This window comes from Micromonospora sp. NPDC048830, assembly GCF_043198215.1.
In the GTDB taxonomy this organism is placed as follows: Bacteria; Actinomycetota; Actinomycetes; order Mycobacteriales; family Micromonosporaceae; genus Micromonospora.
Window position 1 is genome coordinate 38,461 of record NZ_JBICUP010000026.1, and the last position, 23,565, is coordinate 62,025.

Here is a 23,565-nt window from a genome sequence, read left to right on the forward strand (position 1 = left end):
CCTCCCCGCTGGCCCACGGGGTCAGCGGGGAGGATCCGTGGCGAGCAGGCCGTAGAGCACGGTGTCGACGCGGTCGCCCCCGGTGCCGGGCAGCCGGCCGCGCATCAAGCCCTCGCGCCGGAAGCCGGCCTTCTCCAGCACCCGCTGCGAGGCCACGTTCTCCGGGCGGGTGCCGGCCCAGATCCGTGCGATCCCGGTTTGGTCGAACGCCCAGCCGGCGACGAGGCGTACCGCCCGGGTGACGAGGCCCCGGCCCCGCGCGGCGGGCAGCATGCTGTAGCCGATCATCGCCTGCCCGGTGCTCGGCTCGTCGTGGTACAGCGCGCACCCCCCGACCAGTTCCCCGGTCGTCGCGTCCAGGATCGCCAGGTCGGCGCCGCGGCCGGTCAGCCACTGGCTCTCCGTCAGCCGGCAGCGCCGCTCGATGTCGGCGTACGACGGCGGCTCCGGCGGCACCCGACTGGCGATCACCTCGGGCCGGGTGTGCAGCCGGTGCATCCCCGGCACGTCCTCGGGACCGACCCGGCGCAGGGTCACCACACCGTCGCTGAGCCGACCGCCGGGCAGGTCGGGCAGCGTCCGGGTCGTCGGCCCGGGCGGGTCGCCGGCCAGCCGTACCCAGCAGGTCAGATCGTGTCGGCCGTCGTCGCGCGTCGTGCTGGCCGCGCGGCGTACCCCCTCGTGGCGGAACCCGGCGGCGAGCGCGACCCGCTGGCTGGGGCCGTTCTCGGCGTGGGTGAGCAGCTCCAGCCGGGCCGCGCCGTGCGCGAAGGCCGCCTCGGCCAGCGCCCGGGTCGCGGCGGTGGCGATTCCGCGCCGGCGCCCCCAGGGGGCGACCCAGTAGCCGATCTCCGCCTGCCCCCGGGCCGGCACCGGGTTGCTCAGGCCGATCGTGCCGAGCAGCCGGTCCGTCGCCGGGTCGGCGATCGCGTACGCGGCCCCGCCGCCGGCCCAGGCCGCCGGGGCGCCCTCGGTGATCCACCACCGGGCGTCGGCCTTGGTGTACGGACTCGGCAGCCCGGCCAGGAACCGCTGGGTGAGCGGGTCGGCGCAGCCGACCGCCGTGTCCGCCGCGTCGTCGGGGCGGAACGGTCGCAGCCGGACGCCGTGGGCCTCGACCAGCCGGGGCGGCGCGATCACGCCAGGTCCCCGGGGAGCAGCGAGGCGACCCAGGCATCGATCCGGCCGCCGTCCCGGTCGACGAGCGCGCCCCGGGCGACACCCTCCAGGGTGAAGCCGACCTTCTCGGCCACCCGGCGGGAAGCGGTGTTGCCGACGACCGCCCGCCACTCCACGCGGGCCAGTCCGAGGGTGGTGAAGCCCCACGCGGCCAGGGCGGCGGTCGCCGCCGGCATGTAGCCCCGCCCCCGGGCGTGCGGCGCGGTCATGAAGCCGACCGAGCCCTGCGCCGGGTCGCCGGCCGAGATCCGCAGGTCGACCGAGCCGACGTAGCGGTCGTCGGCGTCGGCGATCGCGAAGTACGCCCCGGTGCCCCGCGCCCAGGCCGCCTCGGCGAAGTCGCGCTTGAACCCCTCGGCGTGCGCCCGCTCGTACGGGGCCGGGACGGTGGTCCACGCGATCGTGTGCGGGTCCCGGCAGGTCCGGACGATCGCGTCCAGGTCGCGCTCCTCCATCGGCCGTAGCCGCAGCTCCGCGCCCCGGACGGTGGCGAACAGGGTGGGCTGGGGGCGGCCGAAGACGGCCGTCCGGCGGGCCTCGACGCTGCCCGGACCGGCCGGGCCGGGATCGGTTGGGCCGAGCAGTTCGTCGGGGAACAGCGAGCCGATCCAGCCCTCCCGGCGGCCTCCCGGCGCGGGGCAGGCCAGCCGCAGCTCACCCTCCACCCGGAACCCGCTGCGGAGGGCGACCAGCCGGGACGCGTGGTTGCCGATCTCGGCCTGCCAGATCAGCCGGCGCAGCTTGAGCGCGTCGAACGCCCACCGGGCGACCGCCCGGGTGGCCCGGACGGCGACGCCCCGGCCCCGGGCCCACGGCGCCACCCAGTAGCCGACCTCGCCGGTGTCGGTGGCCCCGTCCAGCGACACCAGGCCGCAGGAGGCGAGCAGTTCGCCGGTGCCGGCGTCGCAGACGGCGAACGGGGCGCCGGTGCCGTCCCGCCAGGCCGCCCGGCTGATGTCGGTGACGAAGGCTTGGGCGTGTTCGGGCAGGTACGGCCGGGGTACGGTGGTCCAGCGCCGGATGTCCGGGTCCTGGCACGCGCGGTGCACGGCGTCCGCGTCCGCCTCCCGCCAGGGGCGCAGCAGCAGGCCTTCCTCGGTGATCTCCACGGGCTCCACCTGACCCATCGTGCCGGATCGTTCGCGCTGGGCGTAACCGGATATTCGCCGCCGGTCGCCCGCGCCCCGAGTGTTATGTCGGGTTCGACCGGTCAGACCGCCGCCACCAGTGACCATCACGCCGACAGAGCGCCTACGATGGTTCGAGACTGTCTAGGGGAGCGTTGATCCGTGTCGATTCTGGAAAAGGTCCTCCGCGCCGGCGAGGGCCGCATGGTGCGCCGGCTCAAGGCCATCGCGGCCGCCGTCAACTCGATCGAGGACGACTACGTCAACCTCACCGACGCCGAGTTGCGCGAGATGACCGTGCAGTTCAGGGAGCGGCTGGCCGACGGCGAGACCCTCGACGACCTGCTGCCCGAGGCGTTCGCGGTGTGCCGGGAGGCGGCCGCCCGGGTGCTGGGGCAGCGCCCGTACGACGTCCAGGTGATGGGCGGCGCGGCGCTGCACTTCGGCAACATCGCGGAGATGAAGACCGGTGAGGGCAAGACCCTGACCTCGGTCATGCCGGTCTACCTCAACGCGCTGTCCGGCAAGGGCGTGCACGTGGTGACGGTCAACGACTACCTGGCCCAGCGCGACGCCGCCTGGATGGGCCGGGTGCACGAGTTCCTCGGCCTCACCGTCGGCGTCGTCCTGCCGAACCGGCCGGCCAGCGAGCACCGCGCCGCGTACGAGTGCGACATCACCTACGGCACCAACAACGAGTTCGGCTTCGACTACCTGCGCGACAACATGGCCTGGTCGAGGGACGAGCTCGTGCAGCGCGGGCACAACTTCGCGGTGGTCGACGAGGTCGACTCCATCCTGATCGACGAGGCCCGCACGCCGCTGATCATCTCCGGCCCGGCCGAGCACTCCGCCCGCTGGTACCAGGAGTTCGCCACGGTGGTGGCCCGGCTCCAGCCCGGCAAGGACGGCGAGGGCGACTACGAGGTCGACTACGCCAAGCGCACCATCGCCGTGACCGAGCGGGGCGTCGCCAAGGTCGAGGACCGGATCGGCATCGACAACCTCTACGAGTCGGTGAACACCCCTCTCGTCGGTTACCTGAACAACGCGATCAAGGCCAAGGAGCTCTACAAGCGCGACAAGGACTACATCGTCAACGAGGGCGAGGTCCTGATCGTCGACGAGTTCACCGGCCGCATCCTGCACGGCCGCCGCTACAACGAGGGCATGCACCAGGCGATCGAGGCCAAGGAGGGGGTGGAGATCAAGCAGGAGAACCAGACCCTGGCCACCATCACCCTCCAGAACTACTTCCGCCTCTACGACAAGCTCTCCGGCATGACCGGTACCGCGCAGACCGAGGCGGGCGAGTTCAACAAGGTCTACAAGGTCGGTGTGGTGACCATCCCGACCCACCGGCCGATGGTCCGGCAGGACCGGCCGGACGTCATCTACAAGACCGAGAAGGCCAAGTTCAACGCCGTGGTCGAGGACATCGCCGAGCGGCACGAGCAGGGCCAGCCCGTGCTGGTCGGCACGGTCTCGGTGGAGAATTCCGAGATCATCTCCCAGCTGCTGCGCCGCCGGGGCATCCCGCACTCCGTGCTGAACGCCAAGTTCCACGCCAAGGAGGCGGAGATCGTCGCCCAGGCCGGGCGCAAGGGCGCGGTCACCGTCGCCACCAACATGGCCGGCCGGGGCACCGACATCCTGCTCGGCGGCAACGCCGAGTTCCTCGCCGCCAGCGAGCTGCGCCAGCGCGGCCTCGACCCGGTCGAGCAGGCGGAGGAGTACGCCAAGGCGATGGAGGAGGTCCTGCCCAAGTGGAAGCAGGCCTGCGACACCGAGGCGGAGGAGGTCGCCGCCGCCGGCGGGCTCTACGTGCTGGGCACCGAGCGGCACGAGTCCCGGCGGATCGACAACCAGCTGCGTGGCCGGGCCGGCCGGCAGGGTGACCCGGGCGAGTCCCGCTTCTACCTCTCCCTCCAGGACGAGCTGATGAAGCGGTTCCGAGCCGGCGCGGTCGAGGCCGTGATGGAGCGCTTCAACATCCCGGAGGACGTGCCCATCGAGTCGAAGATGGTCACCCGCCAGATCAAGAGCGCCCAGGCCCAGATCGAGGGCCAGAACGCCGAGATCCGCAAGAACGTCCTCAAGTACGACGAGGTGCTCAACAAGCAGCGCCAGGTCATCTACGCCGAGCGGCTGCGGGTGCTCAACGGCGAGGACCTCTCCGACCAGGTCCGCAACATGATCGACGACGTGGTCGGGGCGTACGTCACCGGCGCCACCAGCGAGGGGTACGCCGAGGACTGGGACCTCGAGCAGCTCTGGGCCAGCCTCAAGCAGCTCTACCCGGTGGGCGTGACGCTGGAGGAGCTGGAGGAGGAGGTCGGCTCCCGGGCCGGCATGGACCAGGACTTCCTGCTCGCCCGCCTCAAGGAGGACGCGCACGCCGCGTACGACCGGCGCGAGGAGCAGCTCGGCGAGGAGGGCGTGCGCCAGCTGGAGCGGATGGTGCTGCTCCAGGTCATCGACCGCAAGTGGCGCGAGCACCTCTACGAGATGGACTACCTCCAGGAGGGCATCAGCCTGCGCGCGTACGCCCAGCGCGACCCGGTGGTGGAGTACCAGCGCGAGGGCTTCGACATGTTCGCCACCATGATGGACGGCATCAAGGAGGAGACGGTCGGCTTCCTCTACAACCTCGAGGTCCAGGTCCAGGAGGCCGAGCCCGAGGCCGAGGAGGTCCAGCTGCTGGAGAAGCCGGTCGAGATCCGGGCCAAGGGCCTCGGCCGCGCCCCGCAGCAGCAGGGCCTGCAGTACTCCGCCCCGACCATCGACGGCGAGGCCGGCGCCGGCGCGGTCGGCGTCGAGCGGGCCGACGAGCAGGCGCCCCCGGTGCGGCGCGGCCGCCCCGAGAGCACGGCCCGGCCGGCGGCCCCGGCCAAGCCGGACGCGCCCCGCGTCCCCGCCGCGTTCGGCGGCAGCGGCCAGGCCGTCGCGGCCGCCTCCGCCCGCCGGGCGACGCCGGGCCAGGCGGAGACCGCCGGCGGTCCGTCCCGCAACGCGCCCTGCCCCTGCGGCTCCGGCCGCAAGTACAAGCGCTGCCACGGCGCCGCCAACGGCGGCAACTGACCCGGTACGACGCGAACGGGCCCCGGCACCTGCGGTGCCGGGGCCCGTTGCCGTGCTGCTGCTCCCCGCCGCCCGCGCCTCGGTGATCAAGAGCTTTGCGTCAACGCTGGTGCCGCAACGCGACGCAAACCTCTTGGTCACGGTGCGGGACGGACGGGCGGGGGCGGGAACGGTCAGAGGACCTGCATCGCCGTGCAGAGCCAGCGGCCCCGGCGGTGCTCCAGTCGCAGCGCCATGGCCCAGGTGCGCCCGGTGGCGCCGGCCAGGACCGCGGCCGCCTCCACCGCGGCGGGTCGGGGCTCGCAGACCCGCAGCCGGCGCAGCCGCACCGTCGGGCGGGTCGAGCGGCGGCGCACCGGGCCGGTGCGGGCGGCGGCCCGGGCCAGCTCCTGCACCACGTCCGCCGAACAGGCCGGCTCGCTCATCGGGCGGATCTGCCCGAGCGGCCGGTACCCGTTGAGGATCTCCAGGCAGGTGGCGACGAACCGCTGCGCGGCCCGGGTGGCCTCCGGGGTGGCGGTGACCAGCGCGGCCGGCGGGAACGACGATCCGCCCCGCCCCGGGCCGCCCGGCGCGGGGCGGGGGCCGTGCGTCCGCCCGGCGGGCCGAGCGGGTGCCCGCCGGTGGGCCTCGAACAGGTCGAGGGCCAGTTGGGCGGCGACCGGGCGGGGCCAGCCGTCGCCCGGTTCCTCCGTGCAGGGCGGGTCGACCGGTGGCGCCGGGCGCAGCCGGACGGCGGGACGGGCCGGCCCGGGACGGCGTGATTCAGCCATCGTTACCCCCGATCCTTGCGTTTGCCTTCGTTTGCTTTCGACAGCGCCGATTCTCAGGCATGGCACTGCCCGGGGTCAATGGCTGTGGGCGATGGGTGAGCTACTCGGAGTCGCGGTCGGTCAGGGGGTTGCCCCGGACCCACTCGGCAGTCTCGTCGTACTTGCGCTGGATGTACTCCTCCAGGCGGGCCCGCTCCACCCGCCACTGCCCCCGCCCGCCGATCTTGATCGCGGGCAGCTCGCCGCTGCGCACCATGTGGTAGACCTGCGAGTCCGACACGTTCAGCTCGGCGGCCACGTCGGAGAGCAGCAGGAACCTCGGCTCCACGGAAACCCCCGGGGTTGGCGTCGTTTGCTTCAGTTTGCCACCCACTGCCGACATCGGCGCCGTCCGCGGGGCGGGCCGACGCTCCGGCGCACCGCGCGGCGACTTCCCGTGCGGCGGGTGCGGGGTGTATGACGGTCACGGCGTACGGCATGATCGGCGCCCGGGCCGGCGCGCGCCAGCCCGGGAGGCGGAGCGGGAGAGACGACGTGACCGACCAGCTTGTCCGGGTGTACGTTCCGGCGATCCTGCCGCTGCTGGCCCGCCTGCGGAACGAGGGCCTGCCCGAGACGGACGCGCACGCGGTCACCCCGTCCCTGCGGGAGTGGTACGTCGAGGGCGACGAGGAGGAACTGGAGTACGTGGCGTTCACCCGGGCCGCCCAGGACGCCCTGCTCCTGCTCCGGGCCGACCCGGCGGCGCCCCGCCGGCGCGTGGTGGTCTCGGTGGACGTCCCCGCCTCGGCACTGCGGCGCACCGACGACGTGCTGGGCTCCAGCGCCGTCCGGGTGGTGCGCCCGGTGCCGGTGACCGCGGTCGCCGCGCTGCACGTCGACGGCGAGGAGGCGGTCGACGACGTTACCGCCGCCGCTGCCGTCGCCGCCGAGGCGCTGGCCGGCGACCCGGACGCGCAGTTCACCGTCGACGGCGCCGAGGACCACGAGCTGGAGTGGTACGACGTCACGGAGCTGGAGCAACTGCTGCGCTAGGCGCCCCGACCGTCGTCACCCGCGATCTTGCACTTACCGCCCGGGCGAACTGGGCAAATCGCCCAGATCGAGGGCCGAAACTGCAAGATCGGCGATGCCCGGGTGATGAGCCGCGCCGTCAGGGGCGCGGCGCTGCCGGGGTCGCCGCGTCGTCGAGGGCCGCGTCGTCGTGGGTCGCGTCGTCGTGGGTCGCGTCGTCGTGGGTCGCGTCGTCGTGGGTCGCGTCGTCGTGGGTCGCGTCGTCGTGGGTCGCCGGGCCGAGGGTGCGGCCGAACGCGACGAGCGTGGTGAGCGCCCCGACGAACAGCACCCAGATGCCGTTGTCGACCCGAGAGGTGCCCAGGGAGGTCTGCGCCACCGCGTCCGCCTCGCTGAGCGCGGCGGCCAGGTCGAGCAGGGACCGTCCGCCGACCCGGATGACGATCTCGGCGAGCAGCAGGAGCAGGCCCGGGCCGGCGCCGGCGAGCAGGTAACCGGGCCAGCGGGGGGCCGGCGCGGCCTCGTCCCGCCGCCCGGCCCGCCGCCGGGCCCACGTCAGGTAGCCGAAGGCCGTCAGCCCGGCGAGCAGGCCGGCGAGCAGGGACTCGGTGCGGGACACCCACTTGGCGGCGCCAACCATCGACTCCTGGGTGTCGCCGGCGCCGAACAGGTCGAACAGGGGGTCCCGGGCGCGGCTGAACGCCACCACGAAGACGAGCGCGGCGAGCGCGGCGGTGACCACCGCCCCGGCCACCCGCGCGTTGCCCGCGCCGGCCACCGCGCCGCCGACGATCGCCGCCGCGGCGGCGGTGCCGGCGATCACGTTGGTGGTCGAGTTGTCGAAGTACGTCAGGTTGATCGCGAGCGCGGCGGCCAGCCCGACCAGCAGGCCCGCGCCGACCGCGACGACGAAGCGCGGGGTGACACGGTCCACGCCGCGGCGGGCCAGCAGGTTGGTCACCGCCAGGGCGACCGCCCCGCCGGCGACCAGCGCGGCCGAGATCACCCCGGGCAGCGCGAAGGCGGAGAGGCTGACCGCGGTCACCCCGGCCTCGGCGGAGTGGATCGCGGCCCGGGTGGACCACAGCATCGCGGCCAGCCAGCCCACGGCCAGCGGCGCGAGCACGATAGCGCCGGGGACCCGCGCCGGCGCGGCGTTCCCGGGCTCGTCGTCCGGCGCGGTGACCCCGTCGTCGAGCTCCGTCTCGTCGGCCCGCGCGGCGGCCTCCTCGGCCGGCCGCGGCTCGGCCGGTACGGTCGCCACCGGCCGGTCCGGCCGGTCCGGCTGCGCGGCGCTGGAGCCGCCGGGCTCGTTGCTCATGGTCTTCCCTTCGACGGGCGCCGGGCCGCACCGGCACGGCCGGGCGGGCGGGCAGGTCACCGGCTATTGAGGGTACGCGGCACGCGGACCCGCCCCCGCCAGCTGCCCTGCCACCCCGCCAACCCCGCACACCCGGCCCTCTTGCCCCCGTCCCTGCCCCGACCGCCCCCTTGCCCTCGTCCGGCCCCCGCCCCCGTCCGGCCCCGCCCCCGTCCGGCCCCGCCCCGTCCGGCCCCGCCCCCGTCCGGGCTCCTGCCCCGTCCGGCCCCCGCCCCCGTTCGGCCTCCTGCGCCGGGCGCCCGCCCTCGGTGATCAAGAGCTTTCGGTCAGAATCGCGGTCGCGCCCGACGCGAACTTCTTGATCACCGGGGCGGGCGGGATCACCGGGGCGGGCGGGATCACCGGGGCGGGCGGGATCACCGGGGCGGGCGGAGTCACCCGGGCGGGCGGGATCACCGGAGCGGGCGGAGTCACCCGGGCGGGCGGGATCACCGGAGCGGGCGGAGTCACCCGGGCGGCGGAGCGGCCCGCGCGGGTACGTCGATGTCCCGCTCCCTCTGGGCACCCGCCGAACCCGAGTCGAGGGTATGGCGGTGTGCCGACGGATCGTAGGGCCGGCGGCTGGCGGGCCGACGGTCCGGTGGCGCGACGTATCGAAGTCCGACGGTTCGGCGGGTCCGGCCCGACGGGTCGCACCGTCGGCGGGCGGGCGCGACGCCGCCGGGGCGGGGTGGGAGCGGGACCGCCGCATGGAAGAATCGAGGAAGGTCCCGTCGCCGCGACCGGTCCACCCCGCGGCGCGCGGCACAGGCCGCCCGGTCGGTGCCCGCGGGTCCGATTTCGCCACCGCCGTCGAGATCGCCAGGAGCCCTCATGGACGCCGTGTTCTCCGTACCCGAGCCGCGTAACGAGCCGGTCCGCAACTACGAGCCCGGCAGCGCCGACCGGGAGCGGCTCCAGCGGCGGCTGACCGAGTTGGCCGCCGAGCGCGTCGACCTGCCGATGACCATCGCCGGCGAGCAGCGGATGGCCGGCGGCGAGTCGATCGAGGTGGTGCAGCCGCACAAGCACGCGCACGTGCTCGGCGTCACCGCGCACGCCACCCACGACGACGCCCGGTCCGCGGTCAAGGCCGCCAAGGACGCCGCCCCGATGTGGCGGGCGCTGCCCTTCGCCGAGCGGGCCGCGATCTTCCTGCGCGCCGCCGAGCTGCTCTCCGGCCCGTGGCGGGACACCCTCAACGCCGCCACCATGCTGGGCCAGTCGAAGACCGCGATCCAGGCCGAGATCGACGCGGCCTGCGAGCTGATCGACTTTCTCCGGTTCAACGTGCACTTCGCGCGGCGCCTGATCGAGGAGCAGCCGCTCTCCTCACCCGGGGTGTGGAACCGCTTCGACCACCGCCCGCTGGAGGGCTTTGTCTACGCGATCACCCCGTTCAACTTCACCGCCATCGCCGGCAACCTGCCCTCGGCCCCGGCGCTGCTCGGCAACACCGTGGTCTGGAAGCCGGGCCCGACCCAGCAGTTCGCGGCGCACTTCACCATGCGGCTGTTCGAGGCGGCCGGCCTGCCGCCCGGTGTGATCAACATGGTGACCGGACGCGGCGAGGAGGTCTCCGAGGTCGTGCTCGCCGACCCGGACCTCGCCGGCATCCACTTCACCGGCTCGACCAAGGTCTTCCAGCACCTGTGGCGGGCCGTCGGGGAGAACATCCACCGCTACCGGGGCTACCCCCGGCTGGTCGGCGAGACCGGTGGCAAGGACTTCGTGCTCGCGCACTCCAGCGCCGACGTGGACGCGCTGCACACCGCGCTGATCCGGGGCGCGTACGAGTACCAGGGCCAGAAGTGCTCCGCCGCCTCCCGCGCGTACGTCCCCCGGTCGATCTGGGAGGGCGGCCTGCGCGACCGGCTGGCCGCCACCGCCGACTCGCTGACCTACGGCGACGTCACCGACTTCCGCAACTTCGGCGGCGCGGTGATCGACGCCAGGGCGTTCGACCGGCACACCGCGGCGCTGGAGCTGATCAACGGCGACGACGCCTGCACCGTGCTGGCGGGCGGCACCGCCGACGACTCGGTCGGGTGGTTCGTCCGACCGACCCTGTTCGAGTGCACGGACCCCGCCCACGAGACGTTCACCACCGAGTACTTCGGGCCGATCCTGGGCGTGCACGTCTTCGACGACGCCCGGTTCGACGAGGTCGTCGCACAGGCCGAGGCCATCGCCCCGTACGCGCTGACCGGGTCGGTCTTCGCCACCGACCGGCGGGTGGTGGACGCCGTGGCCGAGAGGATGCGGTACGCGGCCGGCAACTTCTACGTCAACGACAAGCCGACCGGCGCGGTGGTCGGGCAGCAGCCGTTCGGCGGCGCCCGGGCCAGCGGCACCAACGACAAGGCCGGCTCCTGGCACAACCTGATCCGCTGGATGTCGCCGCGGACCATCAAGGAGACGTTCGTCCCGCCGACCGACCACACGTACCCGCACATGGCCTGACCGGTCCGGAGGCCCCCGCGCACGGCGGCGGGGGCCCTCAAGATCACGCCCGGTGTCCGGCCCTCAACGGACAGTCTTCCGCCGACAGTGCACATTGGAAGTCTCCAGGGTGGCGAAAATGGCAAATCCTGGACGGCGGGACGGCAAAGTGGCAGCGTAATGGGCATGGCGGAATCCGGAGTCAACCCCACAGCGGCGGCCCTGCTCGGGCTGCTCCACGAGGGGCCCATGACAGGCGGCCAGCTGATGGCCGCCGCCGAGCGTAGGCTCGCCCCGTACTGGTCGATGACCCGCAGTCAGGTCTACCGGGAGCTCCCGGTGCTCGCCGAGCGCGGCCTGGTGCGGATGGGCAAGCCCGGCCCGCGGTCCAGCCAGCCGTACGCGATCACCGCGGCCGGGAAGCGGACGTTCTCCCGGTGGCTGGCCGAGGACCCGGGGCGGGACACCATCCGCAACCCGGTCGCCCTGCGGTTCGCGTTCGGCGCGCTGCACTCGGGCAACCAGTTGCGCAACCTGCAGGCGTCGGCGAACGAGTACCACAGCGAGGCCCTCGCCCGGGTGCGGGAACAGGTGAAGAACGCCAAGAAGGAGGGCGACGCCTTCGACGCCAGCGCGCTGGAGTTCGCCGTGGCGTACCACAAGGCCGCCCTCTCCTGGCTGAAGAGCGCCCCGGTCGGCGGCTGATCCCCGTCCAGCCGGCCCGCCACCCCGCCATCGGGCCGCGACGGGGACTTGCCGCCGGGGAGCGGGCGGGTCCGCAGCCCCGCCCGCGCCCCGGCCGGCCGCTGCCCGGGAGTTCTTCCGGCACCTGACCGCGGGGCTGGCAGGCCCATCCCGCGTCCCGGCAGTACGCTTGTCCTTCGTGACCGCTGCCGATTACGCCGAACAGCTCAAGGACCTCGACGCCACCCTGCGCAACATCGAGGCCGTGCTCAACCTCGACAGGCTGCGCGAGGACAAGGCCCGCCTCGAGGAGCAGGCCTCCGCGCCGGACCTGTGGGACGACCAGGCCAAGGCGCAGCAGGTGACTTCCCAGCTGTCGTACGTCAACGGCGAGATCAACAAGCTGAGCGGCCTGCGTTCCCGGCTCGACGACGCCGGCGTGCTGCTGGAGCTGGCCCAGGCCGAGGACGATCCGGGGGTGCTCGCCGAGGTGGAGACCGAGATCGGCGGGCTCACCAAGGCCATCCAGGAGATGGAGGTCCGTACGCTGCTCTCCGGCGAGTACGACTCCCGGGAGGCCCTGGTGGCCATCCGTGCCGGCGCGGGCGGGGTGGACGCGGCCGACTTCGCCGAGATGCTGCTGCGGATGTACCTGCGCTGGGCCGAGCGGCACGGCTACCCGACCGAGGTCTACGAGACCTCGTACGCGGAGGAGGCGGGCCTGAAGTCCGCGACGTTCACGGTGAAGGTCCCGTACGCCTACGGCACGCTCAGCGTCGAGTCGGGCACGCACCGGCTGGTCCGGATCAGCCCGTTCGACAACCAGGGCCGCCGGCAGACCAGCTTCGCCGGGGTGGAGGTGCTGCCGGTCGTCGAGCAGACCGACCACATCGACATCCCCGAGAACGAGATGCGCATCGACGTCTACCGGTCCTCGGGCCCGGGTGGCCAGAGCGTCAACACCACCGACTCGGCGGTACGGATCACCCACCTCCCGACCGGCATCGTGGTGACCTGCCAGAACGAGAAGTCCCAGCTGCAGAACAAGGCGTCCGCGCTGCGGGTGCTCCAGGCCCGGCTGCTGGAGCGCAAGCGGCAGGAGGAGGAGGAGAAGCTGGCCGGCCTGAAGACCGGCAGCACCAGCTCGTGGGGCGACCAGATGCGCTCGTACGTCCTGCACCCGTATCAGATGGTGAAGGATTTGCGCACCGAGCACGAGACGGGCAATCCGACCGCGGTCTTCGACGGTGAGCTGGACAGCTTCATCGAGGCCGGCATCCGGTGGCGCAAGCAGCAGGCGATGGCGAACGACGCAGCGTGATCGATCGAGGGCGGAGCGCGTCATCGATCTTCCGTCAACCGGCCATTTCGATGACGCGCCTCGCACCGACGGGGCGCGGCGCTTGGCTCATCGGTTACACCGCGTAGACTCACCACCCGTGATTCAGCTTGAGCAAGTGACGAAGACGTACCCGAAGGCGTCCCGGCCTTCGCTCGACAACGTGTCCGTCTCCATCGAGAAGGGCGAGTTCGTCTTCTTCATCGGCCCTTCCGGCTCCGGCAAGTCCACCATCATCAAGATGCTGCTGCACGAGGTCACCCCCAACAAGGGGCGCGTCATCGTGAACGGCAAGGACGTCACCTCGATGCGTTCGTGGAAGCGACCGCACTTCCGCCGTTCCATCGGCTGCGTCTTCCAGGACTTCCGACTGCTGCCGAACCGCACCGCGTACGAGAACGTGGCGTTCGCCCTCGAGGTGATCGGCAAGACCAAGGCGGTCGCCCGCCGAGTCGTGCCCGAGGTGCTGGAGCTGGTGGGGCTCGGTGGCAAGGAGCACCGCTACCCGCACGAGCTCTCCGGTGGTGAGCAGCAGCGGGTCGCCGTCGCCCGGGCGTTCGTCAACCGTCCGCTGATCCTGCTGGCGGACGAGCCGACGGGAAACCTGGACCCGGACACGTCGATCGAGATCATGCGCTTGCTGGACCGGATCAACCGCACCGGGACGACTGTGGTGATGGTCACGCACGACTCCAACATCGTGAACCAGATGCGCCGCCGGGTCGTCGAGATCGAGAGCGGCCGAATCGTGCGTGACCAGGCCCGGGGCGTCTACGGGTGAGCCGACGCCCCACCCCCCTTCAGCCTGACGACGATCACCTCATGCCGGAATCCCGGAGGAATTCCCGATGCGCCTGAAATATGTCCTGTCCGAGGTGTTTGTCGGACTGTGGCGCAACGTCACCATGACCATCGCGATGATCATCACGATGGCCGTGTCGTTGACCATGCTCGGTGTCAGCGGCCTGGTGTACAGCAAGGTCGGCGACATGAAGGACCTGTACTACAAGAACATTCAGGTCTCGATCTTCCTCGACGGCCAGGTCACCGAGCAGCAGCGCACCGACCTGCAGGCGAAGCTCGACAGCGATCCGCTGGTCAAGGACGTCATCTACGTCAACAAGGACGAGGCGTACAAGCGCTTCCAGGAGATGTTCCAGGACGCTCCCGACCTGTTGAGCGCGGTCAAGGCCGACAGCCTGCCCGAGTCGTTCCGGCTCACACTGGTGAATCCGGAGCAGTACAAGGACATCTACAACCAGTACAAGGACACGGAGGGCGTCGACGAGATCGTCGACCAGAGCCGCCTGCTGGACAAGATCTTCGACCTGTTCACCGCCGCGCAGAACATCGCCCTGGTCGCCGCGATCGCGATGGCGATCGCCGCCCTGCTGCTGGTCGCCAACACGATCCAGGTGGCCGCGTACAGCAAGCGGCGCGAGGTCGCCGTCATGAAGCTGGTCGGTGCGTCCAACTGGTTCATCCAGGCGCCGTTCGTGCTGGAGGCCGTGGTCGCCGGCCTGGTCGGCTCGGTGCTCGGCCTCTTCGCCCTGATCGGCCTGAAATTCTTCCTGTTCGACGGCTCGCTGAGCGCGTTGCAGGGGCTGTTCTCCCCGGTGAGCTGGGGCGACATCTTCCTGATCTTCCCGGTCATGGCGGCCGTCGGTGGCCTGGTCAGCGCGGTCACCGGCTGGGTCACCCTGCGGTTCTACCTGCGCGTCTAGTCACCGTCCGACGCTTCCGACGACCGCCGGGGCCCTCCGGCGCGGAATAATCCGCGCCGGAGGGCCCTTGTGGTTCGGGTACCATGATCCCGCTTCCGGCCGCCCGGCGTCCTCGACGCCGGCCGCACCGCGCCGGGGGCCGCACGGGAGGAGGTGGCGCCGATGCCACGGGAGAAGGGGCGCAAGGTCGTCGCCTCCAACAAGAAGGCGCGCCACGACTACGCCATCCTCGACACGTACGAGGCGGGCATGGCGCTGACCGGCACCGAGGTCAAGTCGCTGCGCGCGGGGCGGGCGTCGCTGGTCGACGCGTTCGCCCAGGAGCGCGACGGCGAGCTGTACCTGCACGGCATGCACATCCCGGAGTACGTCCAGGGCACCTGGACCAACCACGAGCCCCGGCGCACCCGGAAGCTGCTGCTCAAGCGGCTGGAGATCGACCGGCTGATCGGCAAGACCCGGGAGAGCGGCCTCACCCTGGTGCCGTTGCAGGTGTACTTCGCCGACGGCTGGGCCAAGGTGGAGATCGGCCTGGCCAAGGGCAAGAAGGCGTACGACAAGCGCCAGGACCTGGCCAAGCGGGACGCGCAGCGGGAGATGGTCCGCGCGGTGGGCCGGCGTGGTAAGGGCATGGACGACTGAAACATCCCCGTCTGTCCGGCTGGCACGCCGGACGGGGCCTCGGGGATGAAACCCGTTGCGGCAGGCGTTAGGCTTGGTGGCGCCGCCACAGGGGCGGTCCTTTCGAGGGGGTGACAGGTTTCGACTTCGTACGTTGCGGCAGGGGAAGCGAGCCGAGGAAGCCGACGTCGTCTCGTGAATCGTTCGTCGGAAAACAATAAGCGCCAAGAACAATCGCGCTGACTTCGCTCTCGCCGCCTGAGGCGAGTAGCAAGTCTGTCGGCCTGGGAGCGCCTTCGACCCAGTTAGCCGGCATCAGCTAGAAGGCTGGCCAACCGGACCCGGTCGCGGGGTCCGTGCGGCGAGACCAATCAGCGACTGGGCCCGTCACACCGACTCGCTCGCGTGATCGGAGGGGCCGAGTAGAGGCACAGCGAGCTGCGCTCGGAGAAGCCCTGACAAGGCGGCGAAGGACCCGGGTTCGATTCCCGGCACCTCCACCACCTGACCTGCGCGCCCCGGTCCACCGGACCGGGGCGCGCAGTCGTGTCCGCCTCCGTCTCGGGATGCGTGTTGGTGCTGTTGGGGCTAGCGTGGCTATTGGGCCCAATGGGGTAGATGAGGCGAGTAGTGCATCTGGACACCGCCGCACGTCGGGTCCACCATCGCGGTACGCGGTAAAGAAGCAGCGTGGGAGGTGCCATGGTCACCCAGATCCACCAGCCGTCCACCGTCACTCCGGCGGCCCACCCGCCCCGGCCCACCCTCCTCGCCGACGTGCCCGCCCTGACCCGGGCCCTCGCCGCCCCGGCGGGCGCGCCCAGCTGGCGGGAGCAACTGCTCACCCGGCTCGGCCCGCTGCGCCGGGGGTTCGCCGAGCACATCGAGGTCACCGAGGGGCCGGCCGGGCTGTACGCCGAACTGATCGCCCACGCGCCCCGGCTGGACCGCGGGGTGCGGCTGCTCACCGGGGAACACGTCGGCATCGCCGACGCCCTCGCCGCGCTGCAGGGCGCCGCCGAGCGGCCCGGCGTACCGGCCGAGGAGGTGCGCCTGCGGGCGGCGTACCTGTTCGAGCTGCTGTCCCGGCACCGCCAGCGCGGCGCGGACCTGCTCTGGCAGGCGTACGAGACCGACCTCGGCGGGGAGACCTGAGCTGGCAGGAACCGCTGCCTGCGGGGCCGCGTCGAAGGGGTATGCGCCGAATTCTCGCCCTGGTGGGCCTCCCCCTGTTGGTCGTCGCGGCCGGGTGTGCCCCGGCGAGCACCGACCCCTCCGGCGGCGGCGTCGGAGACCCCGCCTCCCACCTCGAGGCGTTCCGGCAGCGGGCCGCCGAGGTGGCCGACGCGTGGCGGCCGGGGCCGGACTGGACGAGCGGGTACGTGCCGCTCCAGGACCCGACCGTGCTGCTCGGCGACCCCGGCTTCACCCCGGACACCGAGCAGGCGTTCCGGGCCGGCTGGTACCGGGAGCAGCACCGGATGTCGGCCGCCGAGCCGGCCGACGGCACGATCCGCTTCCCCGACGGAACGCTCACCGTGCCGCTGGTGAGCGCCCTGGACGCGTACCAGCAGCTCGACCAGGGGGACCCGCCCCCGTGCCCGGGCCGACCGATGGATCCGCCGCCCGGATCCCGGCCGAAGCCAGGGTCGACAGGCGGCCCGATCGTCGAGCCGGGCCCAGACGGTTCGCTCGTCTCGCCGAACCCGGACCCGGACGCGCCGGTCAGCGGCACCCCGGCGTCCGCCTGCGTGCCGCTGACCGTCACCGCCGTGCGGCTCGGCACCGCGCCGGTGCGCACCAGCAGGGGCGAGGCGCAGGTGCCGGCGTGGCTGTTCACCGTCGAGGGGCTGACGGCCAAGGTCGCCCGGATCGCGGTCGCGCCGGGCGCGGTGACCGCCGTACCGCAGGCGCCGGCGTCCGCCGAGCCGGCGCCCGACGGCGTGGTCGGCGCCCAGGACCTCTCGGCCGTCGCCGGTACGCGGCTGGCCTGGCGGATCGGCATGGGCGCCTGCGACACCGGCGGCACGCCGCTGGTGGAGGAGCGCGACGACGTGGTGGTGGTCGGCGGCGCCGTCACCCGGGCCACCGGGATCTGCACCGACCAGCTCCTGCTCAGGCCGGTCACCGCGACGCTGAAGGCGCCGCTCGGCGCGCGGCCGGTGCTCGACGTGGTCACCGGCGCCCCGCTGGTGGTGCGTCCCCTCTGAGAGCCCGCGCGCTCTAGAGCAGCCGGGGCACGTCGGTGCTGATCGGCACCGGCAGCACGGTGGGCCGGTCCGCGGCCAGCGCCGCCCGCAGCGCCTCGCCGAGCCGCTCGGGCCGCTCGACGACCTCCCCGGCGCAGCCGTACCCCCGGGCCACCGCCGTGACGTCCAGCCCCGGCAGGTCCAGGCCGGGTACGCCGGGGGTGTGCTTCAGCTCGGCGAACGCCTTGAGGATCGCGTACTGCCGGTTGACCGGGACCACGACGGCCAGCGGCAGGCGCAGCCGCGCGGCCGTCCACAGCGCCTGTACGGAGTAGTGGAACGAGCCGTCGCCGATCACCGCGACCACCGGGCGGCCCCGCCCGGTGTCCCGCTCGGCCAGTGCGATGCCGACCGCCGCCGGCAGTCCGAACCCCAACCCGCCGCTGGCCATCGTGAAGTACGACCCGGGCCGGGTGGTCGGCAGCCGGCGGCGCAGGGCGGCCAGATTGGACGGTGACTCCTGCACCAGCACCCCGTCCGGCGGCCAGTGCTCGGCCAGCACGGCGAAGAGGCCGTCCGGGCTCAGCGGCGGGCCGAACTCGGGCGGCGGCGGGGCGGCCCGGGGCGGCGGGGGCGGCCGGTCGGCCGGCGGCACGAGGTCGGCCAGGGCGGCCAGGGTCAGGCCGGCGTCGCCGAGCAGGCTGTCCCCGACCGGCGCGCGGGCGGCCTCGCCCGGGTCGTCGGTGACGTGCAGCAGCCGGGTGCCGTCGGGCAGGTAGTCGCCCGGCACGTACGGGTAGTAGCGGAAGACGGGAGCGCCGATCACCAGCACCGTGTCGTGCCCGCGTAGCGCCTCGGCCAGCGGCCCGATCGCGTACGGCAGCACTCCCCGGAAGTGCGGGTGGTCCTCGGGGAACGCGGTGCGCTCCGGGGCGGGGGCGGACCAGACCGGCGCGGCCAGCCGCTCGGCCAGCGCCACCGCCGCCGGCCAGGCACCGGCCCGGTCCACGGCCGAGCCGAGGACCAGCGCGGGGGACCGGCTGGCGGCCACCGCGTCGGCGAACTCCCGCAGCCGCTGCGGGTCCGGCGCGTACCGGGTGGCCACCGTACGCACGACCGGCGCGGCGGCCGCCGGCTGGTCCCAGTCGTCGAGGGGCAGGGAGAGGAACACCGGCCCGGCCGGCGGCTGCACCGCCGTGGCGTACGCCCGCATGAACGCCGCCGGGATGTCCTGCGCGCGGGCCGGCTCGTAGGCCCACTTCACGTACGGCTGGGTCAGCTCGGCCGCCCGGGGGTTGGCCAGCCGCGGCTCGATCAGCAGCATCTCCCGGGTCTGCTGCCCGGCGGTGACGATCAGCGGCGTCTTGTTGTGCCAGGCGGTGACCAGGTTGCCCATGCCGTTGCCGGTGCCCGGCGCGGTGTGCAGGTTGACGTGCGCGGGCCGGCCGGTGGCCTGGGCGTACCCGTCGGCCATGGCGACGGCGGACGCCTCGTGCAGGGCGTGCACGTACCGGAAGTCGCCCGGGAAGTCCTGGAGGAAGGGCTCCTCGGTGGAGCCGGGATTGCCGAAGACGGTGGTCATGTCCAGCGCCCGGAGCAGGTCGTAGGTCGTCTCGCGGACCGTTGCCATCGGCGGGCCTCCGTGTCGCGGCGTGTGCTGCCTCCTCGCCGGAGGACGCGCGGCGACCGCCCCCCGACCTGCCGAATCTATCGGGAGGAGACTCGCCTATCGGGCGCTTTGGCCGTGCCTTACGTCCGGGCGGCCCGCCGTGCCTCGCCGGGCGGCGCCGCGGAGCCTGTCGTGCGATGCCGCGGAGCCTGCCGCGGGGTGCCGCGGAGCTTGCCGGGCGGTGCCGCGGAGCCTGTCGGCCGGCTCCGCGGCGCCCGGCGTCGTCAGGGGAGCGGGAACGGGAGCTTGATCCCGTCGAGCGCGTGCCCGCACGGGCAGTCCCGCTCGGCGGGCAGGGCGGCGACCGCGTCCCGCAGCACCCCGCGCAGCCGGTCGGTGTTCTCCCGGAACACCCGGAAGACCTCCTCCTGGGTCACCGACTCCCCGGCCTCCACCCCGGCGTCGAGGTCGGTGACCAGCGCGATCGGGGTGTAGCAGAGGGCCAGCTCGCGAGCCAGCACGGCCTCGGGGTGGCCCGTCATGTTGACGATCGTGCCGCCGATCGCGGTGAACCACCGCGACTCCGCCCGGCTGGAGAAGCGCGGCCCCTCCACGACCACCATCGTGCCGCCGTCGACCGCCGCCACGCCCTGGCCGGCGGCGGCGCCGAGCAGGGTACGCCGGCCGACCGGGCAGTACGGGTCGGCGAAGGGCACGTGCACCGCACCCCGGTCGTAGTACGTCTGGATCCGCCCGCTGGTCCGGTCGATCATCTGGTCCGGCACGACGAAGGTGCCCGGACCCAGCTCGGGGCGGAGCCCGCCGACCGCGCACGGGGCGATCACCTGGCGCACCCCGAGCGACCGCAGCGCCCACAGGTTCGCCCGGTACGGAATCTGGTGCGGCGGGTACCGGTGGTCACGCCCGTGCCGCGGCAGGAACGCCACCCGGCGACCGCCCATCTCCGCCACCGTGATGGGGTCGGACGGCTCCCCGTACGGCGTCTCCACGCGGTGCTCGCTGGCCCCCTCCAGCAAGGCGTAGAGGCCGGAACCGCCGATCACTCCGATGTCCGCCGTCGGGCTCATCGTCGTCCCTTCGCTCGCGCTCGATCACCTACCGGTCAGACCTTAGCCAGTGCCCGCGAGGCAGGCTATGGTGCCAGGCATGGCGTTGACAGCACGGATGAGCCGGGTGCCCGGTGCCGTCCCTGGCCCTGTTCGGCCCCGCGGCGGTCCTGCCGTCCGGGGCGGTCGTGCCCGTCCGGGCGGCGCCCGCGTCCCGGCGCACGGCTGACGGTGTCCGACATGCAGGGAGAGGACCAGGCGATCGGCGGGCGGGCGATGGAGTCGATGGCCGGACGGCTGCTGGTCGCGACCCCGGCGCTCAAGGACCCGAACTTCGACCGGACGGTGGTGCTGCTCGTCGCGCACGAGCCGGGCGGGGCGCTGGGCGTCGTACTGAACCGGGCCACCGAGGTCCCCGTCGCCGACGTCCTCGGCGACTGGAGCGACCTGGCGCGGGACCCGGCGGTGCTCTTCGAGGGCGGCCCGGTCCAGCCGGACTCGGCGATCTGCCTGGCCCGGATGCGCAATCCGGTGAAGCGGCTGCGCGGCTTCCACCAGGTCTCCGGCGCCGTCGGCACGATCGACCTGTCCGTCGACCCGGAGCGGATGCGGGACAGCATCGGCGGCATCCGGGTCTTCGCCGGCTACTCGGGCTGGGGGGCAGGCCAGTTGGAGCAGGAGATCGAGGGCGGGTCGTGGTTCGTCCTGGACGCGCTGCCCGGCGACGCCTTCGTCGACCGGCCCGACGACCTCTGGCCGATGGTGCTGCGCCGGCAGGGCGGGATCATGGCCGCCGTCGCCCACTTCCCGCCGGACGTGGCGCTGAACTGAGCCGCCGGGCCGGCGATCCGGCGGGGCTCGTGACGGGGGGACCCGCGAGATGACCATGCGGGCCGGCGTGTGTATAGTTCTCTCCGTGCCCGGGCGACCGGGGACGATGGCAAGGGGCCGTGGCGCAGCTGGTAGCGCACCACACTGGCAGTGTGGGGGTCAGGGGTTCGAGTCCCCTCGGCTCCACCCTTGTGAAACGCCCTGGTGCGGGACCTGATCCCCTGCCAGGGCGTCCGTCGTTTCGCCGCCCGCCACGGGCCGGAAGGCCGCGCCGGGTCGGGCGCCCGTTGCCGGGCCTCGAACTCTCCTGGGGGCCGCGGTTCGGCGACGACTGGCCTATGCTCCGGCCATGACGCCGTTGGCGGACCGATGAGCGCTCCCACCACCGGCCCCGAGGACGAGGCCCGTCTCGTGGCGATCCTGACCGCCAGGGGCCTCATGGCTCCGGCCGGGGGCCATTAGGATCGGCGGTCAGCGGAATCCGCGACGCCGGTGGGACAGGCCCGTGTGGTGGTGCCCGCCGGGATGGCTGTCCGGATCCGTGTGCACGGTGGCGCCGGCCAGCCGGGGCACGGCGTGGGTGAGCTGGTGTTCGGCGTCGGCGGCGATCTCGTGCGCGGCGACGAGGCTGAGGTTCGCGTCGACGACCAGTTCGGCCTCGGCGTGCAGCCGGTGGCCGATCCAGCGCAGCCGCACCGCGGCCACGTCGCGGACGCCGTCGACGGCGCGCAGGGTGCTTTCGGCGTGGTCGACGAGGTCGGGATCGACGGCGTCCATGAGCCGCCGGTACACCTCGCGGGCGGCGTCCTTGAGGACGAAGGTGATGGCGACGGCGATGACCAGGCCGACGACGGGATCGGCCCACCGCCAGCCGAGGGCGGCCCCGCCGGCGGCGAGGAGCACGGCGAGGGACGTGTAGCCGTCGGTGCGGGCGTGCAGGCCGTCGGCGACGAGGGCGGCGGAGCCGATGCGTCGGCCCACGCGGATGCGGTACCGGGCGACGAGTTCGTTGCCGACGAACCCGACGAGGCCGGCGCCGGCCACCCACGGCAGGTGGTTCACCTCGACCGGGTGCAGCAGCCGGGTCGCGGCGGTCCACGCGGCCGCGACGGCGGAGGCGGCGATGACCGCCACGATGACGATGCCGGCGAGATCCTCGGCCCGCCCGTAGCCGTAGGTGTAGGCGCGGGTCGCGGCGCGGCGGCCGAGGAGGAAGGCGATGCCCAGCGGCACGGCGGTCAGGGCGTCGGCGACGTTGTGCAGGGTGTCCCCGAGCAGGGCGACCGAGCCGGACAGCACGACGATGACCGCCTGGGCGACGGCCGTGATCCCGAGGCCGACCAGGGAGAGCCACAGCGCGCGTAGACCCTCGCGGGACGACTCCAGCGCCGGGTCGATCGACTCGCGGGAGTCGTGCGAATGTGGCGTGACGGCGTGCCGCAGCCGGTGCCACCAGGCGCCGAGCCGACCCGCGTGGTCGTGCGGGTGGCCGTGGCCGTGGCCGTGGCCGTGATCGTGGCCGTGGCCGTGGCCGTGGCCGTGATCGTGGCCGTGGCCGTGACCGTGACCATGCGCGTGGTCGTTCACCGCATCTCCCAACATCCCGGTGGCATGACGGGCCGGCGCCCCTGACGGCGGCGATAATATGTGCTCATGTACGCACGCGACAATCATGCAGGTGCCAATGACCTGCAACAACGCCTACCAGCCGACAGCCAGGTGGAGGCAGCATCGGAGATGCTGCGGATGCTGGCCGACGGCACGCGGCTGCGGTTGATGTGGCTGCTCGTCGACGGCGAGCACGACGTGACCGCGCTGGTCGCGGCGCTGGGAGTGGCGCGGCCGGCCGTGTCGCAGCACCTGGGCAAGCTGCGGTTGGCGGGACTGGTCGGCGTGCGGCGCGAGGGCCGCCGGGCGCTCTACCGGGCCAGGGGCGGGCACGTGCGCCGGCTCGTGACCGAGGTGTTGAACGCCGCGTCGCACCAGGTGACCGGTACCCCGGAGCACGACTGAGCGGTTGCCGCCCGGACGGGCGATGCCCGGACGTGGTGCGCACGCCGGCCCGCAGCACGCCGACCGCCGGGTGGATCAGACGGTCCCGGTGGGGCGCTGGAGCGCTGCGGTGATGTCGGTGCCGGCGAGGTACGGCGTGGAACCGGTGACGAACCCGTCGGGGCCGAGCGGCCCCCAGTCGCTCATCGGCCCGCCGTACCAGCCGAGCATGCCGGCCCAGTCGTCCCAGGCGTGCCCGTGATCCAGGCCGACGGGTGCCACACCGTGTCGCCGACGGGACCGGCGACCCCGAGCGGTCCCCAGGGGCCGATCAGCCCGTAGTGCCCCAGCGGGCCCATCGGCTTGACGTAGTCGGCGGGCAGCAACGGATCGCCGGGGTAGGTGGTCCGCACCGCCGGGCTGACCGTGGACAGATCACCGTGCAGCGCCTCGACCGAGGTCGCCGACACGTACCGGGTGTCGGCCGCGTGCGCGGGGGAGGCCGTCGTGCCGACGCCGACCGCGGTCACGAG

General features: G+C 73.3%; 22 protein-coding genes, 1 tRNA gene and 1 other RNA gene. 14 read left to right on the forward strand and 10 right to left on the reverse strand.

Going from position 1 to position 23,565, the window contains the following annotated elements; genetic code table 11:
• Positions 1-21 precede the first annotated feature (21 nt).
• Positions 22-1,137, reverse strand: coding sequence for a GNAT family N-acetyltransferase (locus tag ACGFIZ_RS21655; protein WP_393421921.1), 1,116 nt, complete (start codon positions 1,135-1,137; stop codon positions 22-24).
• Positions 1,137-2,306 (reverse strand): GNAT family N-acetyltransferase, encoded by a 1,170-nt coding sequence (locus tag ACGFIZ_RS21660; RefSeq protein ID WP_393421817.1) that lies wholly within the window; start codon positions 2,304-2,306, stop codon positions 1,137-1,139. The genes ACGFIZ_RS21655 and ACGFIZ_RS21660 overlap by 1 nt, the downstream gene beginning before the upstream one ends.
• A gap of 162 nt (positions 2,307-2,468) precedes the next feature.
• Here ACGFIZ_RS21660 and secA point away from each other — a divergent pair, with 162 nt between their 5' ends.
• Positions 2,469-5,387: a preprotein translocase subunit SecA gene (gene secA / locus ACGFIZ_RS21665; RefSeq protein ID WP_393421818.1), complete on the forward strand. Its 2,919-nt coding sequence runs from the start codon at positions 2,469-2,471 to the stop codon at positions 5,385-5,387.
• Positions 5,388-5,560: 173 nt separating this feature from the next.
• Here secA and ACGFIZ_RS21670 read toward each other — a convergent pair whose 3' ends face one another.
• A complete protein-coding gene (locus ACGFIZ_RS21670) occupies positions 5,561-6,160 on the reverse strand; it encodes an Rv3235 family protein (protein ID WP_393421820.1) in 600 nt (199 codons plus the stop codon).
• A gap of 100 nt (positions 6,161-6,260) precedes the next feature.
• Entirely contained in the window at positions 6,261-6,488 is a 228-nt protein-coding gene (locus ACGFIZ_RS21675; protein ID WP_393421822.1) for a helix-turn-helix domain-containing protein, read from the reverse strand.
• 206 nt (positions 6,489-6,694) lie between these two features.
• Here ACGFIZ_RS21675 and ACGFIZ_RS21680 point away from each other — a divergent pair, with 206 nt between their 5' ends.
• On the forward strand, positions 6,695-7,195 hold the full coding sequence (locus ACGFIZ_RS21680) for a DUF6912 family protein (RefSeq protein WP_393421825.1): 501 nt from the start codon (positions 6,695-6,697) through the stop codon (positions 7,193-7,195).
• A 118-nt stretch (positions 7,196-7,313) separates the two neighbouring features.
• Here ACGFIZ_RS21680 and ACGFIZ_RS21685 read toward each other — a convergent pair whose 3' ends face one another.
• Together ACGFIZ_RS21685 and ACGFIZ_RS21690 are read right to left on the reverse strand one after the other, a co-directional pair.
• Positions 7,314-8,495 (reverse strand): hypothetical protein, encoded by a 1,182-nt coding sequence (locus tag ACGFIZ_RS21685; RefSeq protein WP_393421827.1) that lies wholly within the window; start codon positions 8,493-8,495, stop codon positions 7,314-7,316.
• A gap of 312 nt (positions 8,496-8,807) precedes the next feature.
• On the reverse strand, positions 8,808-9,005 hold the full coding sequence (locus tag ACGFIZ_RS21690) for a hypothetical protein (protein ID WP_393421829.1): 198 nt from the start codon (positions 9,003-9,005) through the stop codon (positions 8,808-8,810).
• A 363-nt stretch (positions 9,006-9,368) separates the two neighbouring features.
• On the opposite strand from ACGFIZ_RS21690, the gene pruA reads away from it, so the two are divergent.
• The 9 genes from pruA to ACGFIZ_RS21735 all read left to right on the forward strand — a co-directional run bounded on the left by pruA (position 9,369) and on the right by ACGFIZ_RS21735 (position 17,554).
• Positions 9,369-10,997, forward strand: a complete 1,629-nt coding sequence (gene pruA, locus ACGFIZ_RS21695) for an L-glutamate gamma-semialdehyde dehydrogenase (protein WP_393421831.1) — start codon at positions 9,369-9,371, stop codon at positions 10,995-10,997.
• Positions 10,998-11,162: 165 nt separating this feature from the next.
• Positions 11,163-11,681, forward strand: coding sequence for a PadR family transcriptional regulator (locus ACGFIZ_RS21700; protein WP_393421833.1), 519 nt, complete (start codon positions 11,163-11,165; stop codon positions 11,679-11,681).
• 178 nt (positions 11,682-11,859) lie between these two features.
• Positions 11,860-12,981 (forward strand): peptide chain release factor 2, encoded by a 1,122-nt coding sequence (gene prfB / locus ACGFIZ_RS21705; protein ID WP_393421835.1) that lies wholly within the window; start codon positions 11,860-11,862, stop codon positions 12,979-12,981.
• 118 nt (positions 12,982-13,099) lie between these two features.
• Positions 13,100-13,780 carry a cell division ATP-binding protein FtsE gene (ftsE, locus tag ACGFIZ_RS21710; RefSeq protein WP_151464293.1) on the forward strand — a complete coding sequence of 227 codons (681 nt, stop codon included), beginning with the start codon at positions 13,100-13,102 and terminating at the stop codon, positions 13,778-13,780.
• Between the two features lie 67 nt (positions 13,781-13,847).
• Positions 13,848-14,723: a permease-like cell division protein FtsX gene (ftsX, locus tag ACGFIZ_RS21715; protein WP_393421838.1), complete on the forward strand. Its 876-nt coding sequence runs from the start codon at positions 13,848-13,850 to the stop codon at positions 14,721-14,723.
• Positions 14,724-14,885: 162 nt separating this feature from the next.
• Positions 14,886-15,365, forward strand: coding sequence for an SsrA-binding protein SmpB (smpB, locus tag ACGFIZ_RS21720; RefSeq protein WP_145775351.1), 480 nt, complete (start codon positions 14,886-14,888; stop codon positions 15,363-15,365).
• Between the two features lie 106 nt (positions 15,366-15,471).
• Positions 15,472-15,847: a transfer-messenger RNA gene (gene ssrA / locus ACGFIZ_RS21725) on the forward strand.
• Between the two features lie 199 nt (positions 15,848-16,046).
• Entirely contained in the window at positions 16,047-16,499 is a 453-nt protein-coding gene (locus ACGFIZ_RS21730; protein WP_393421841.1) for a hypothetical protein, read from the forward strand.
• 41 nt (positions 16,500-16,540) lie between these two features.
• On the forward strand, positions 16,541-17,554 hold the full coding sequence (locus tag ACGFIZ_RS21735; RefSeq protein WP_393421843.1) for a hypothetical protein: 1,014 nt from the start codon (positions 16,541-16,543) through the stop codon (positions 17,552-17,554).
• A 13-nt stretch (positions 17,555-17,567) separates the two neighbouring features.
• Here the strand turns inward: ACGFIZ_RS21735 and mdlC are convergent, their stop codons facing one another.
• Together mdlC and ACGFIZ_RS21745 are read right to left on the reverse strand one after the other, a co-directional pair.
• A complete protein-coding gene (gene mdlC / locus ACGFIZ_RS21740; RefSeq protein ID WP_393421846.1) occupies positions 17,568-19,163 on the reverse strand; it encodes a benzoylformate decarboxylase in 1,596 nt (531 codons plus the stop codon).
• 263 nt (positions 19,164-19,426) lie between these two features.
• A complete protein-coding gene (locus ACGFIZ_RS21745) occupies positions 19,427-20,230 on the reverse strand; it encodes an S-methyl-5'-thioadenosine phosphorylase (protein ID WP_393421848.1) in 804 nt (267 codons plus the stop codon).
• Positions 20,231-20,449: 219 nt separating this feature from the next.
• Between ACGFIZ_RS21745 and ACGFIZ_RS21750 the strand changes: the two genes are divergently transcribed.
• The gene (locus ACGFIZ_RS21750; RefSeq protein ID WP_393421850.1) at positions 20,450-21,040 is read left to right on the forward strand and encodes a YqgE/AlgH family protein; all 591 of its coding nucleotides are present in this window, start codon (positions 20,450-20,452) and stop codon (positions 21,038-21,040) included.
• A gap of 113 nt (positions 21,041-21,153) precedes the next feature.
• A tRNA-Ala gene (locus tag ACGFIZ_RS21755) sits at positions 21,154-21,226 on the forward strand.
• A gap of 285 nt (positions 21,227-21,511) precedes the next feature.
• Here ACGFIZ_RS21755 and ACGFIZ_RS21760 read toward each other — a convergent pair.
• The gene (locus ACGFIZ_RS21760; protein WP_393421853.1) at positions 21,512-22,627 is read right to left on the reverse strand and encodes a cation diffusion facilitator family transporter; all 1,116 of its coding nucleotides are present in this window, start codon (positions 22,625-22,627) and stop codon (positions 21,512-21,514) included.
• A 66-nt stretch (positions 22,628-22,693) separates the two neighbouring features.
• Between ACGFIZ_RS21760 and ACGFIZ_RS21765 the strand changes: the two genes are divergently transcribed.
• Positions 22,694-23,053, forward strand: coding sequence for an ArsR/SmtB family transcription factor (locus ACGFIZ_RS21765; protein WP_393421856.1), 360 nt, complete (start codon positions 22,694-22,696; stop codon positions 23,051-23,053).
• Between the two features lie 182 nt (positions 23,054-23,235).
• Here ACGFIZ_RS21765 and ACGFIZ_RS21770 read toward each other — a convergent pair whose 3' ends face one another.
• On the reverse strand, positions 23,236-23,562 hold the full coding sequence (locus ACGFIZ_RS21770) for a hypothetical protein (protein WP_393421859.1): 327 nt from the start codon (positions 23,560-23,562) through the stop codon (positions 23,236-23,238).
• Positions 23,563-23,565 lie beyond the last annotated feature (3 nt).

Bases quoted from the DNA above. Each gene is read 5' to 3' on its own strand.
- ACGFIZ_RS21730 (WP_393421841.1), top strand. From the start codon at position 16,047: ATGGTCACCCAGATCCACCAGCCGTCCACCGTCACTCCGGCGGCCCAC.
- mdlC (WP_393421846.1), bottom strand. From the start codon at position 19,163: ATGGCAACGGTCCGCGAGACGACCTACGACCTGCTCCGGGCGCTGGAC.
- ACGFIZ_RS21735 (WP_393421843.1), top strand. From the start codon at position 16,541: ATGCGCCGAATTCTCGCCCTGGTGGGCCTCCCCCTGTTGGTCGTCGCG.
- ACGFIZ_RS21660 (WP_393421817.1), bottom strand. From the start codon at position 2,306: ATGGGTCAGGTGGAGCCCGTGGAGATCACCGAGGAAGGCCTGCTGCTG.
- pruA (WP_393421831.1), top strand. From the start codon at position 9,369: ATGGACGCCGTGTTCTCCGTACCCGAGCCGCGTAACGAGCCGGTCCGC.
- ftsX (WP_393421838.1), top strand. From the start codon at position 13,848: ATGCGCCTGAAATATGTCCTGTCCGAGGTGTTTGTCGGACTGTGGCGC.
- ACGFIZ_RS21745 (WP_393421848.1), bottom strand. From the start codon at position 20,230: ATGAGCCCGACGGCGGACATCGGAGTGATCGGCGGTTCCGGCCTCTAC.
- ACGFIZ_RS21750 (WP_393421850.1), top strand. From the start codon at position 20,450: ATGCAGGGAGAGGACCAGGCGATCGGCGGGCGGGCGATGGAGTCGATG.
- ACGFIZ_RS21700 (WP_393421833.1), top strand. From the start codon at position 11,163: ATGGCGGAATCCGGAGTCAACCCCACAGCGGCGGCCCTGCTCGGGCTG.
- ACGFIZ_RS21765 (WP_393421856.1), top strand. From the start codon at position 22,694: ATGTACGCACGCGACAATCATGCAGGTGCCAATGACCTGCAACAACGC.
- ACGFIZ_RS21685 (WP_393421827.1), bottom strand. From the start codon at position 8,495: ATGAGCAACGAGCCCGGCGGCTCCAGCGCCGCGCAGCCGGACCGGCCG.
- smpB (WP_145775351.1), top strand. From the start codon at position 14,886: ATGCCACGGGAGAAGGGGCGCAAGGTCGTCGCCTCCAACAAGAAGGCG.
- ACGFIZ_RS21670 (WP_393421820.1), bottom strand. From the start codon at position 6,160: ATGGCTGAATCACGCCGTCCCGGGCCGGCCCGTCCCGCCGTCCGGCTG.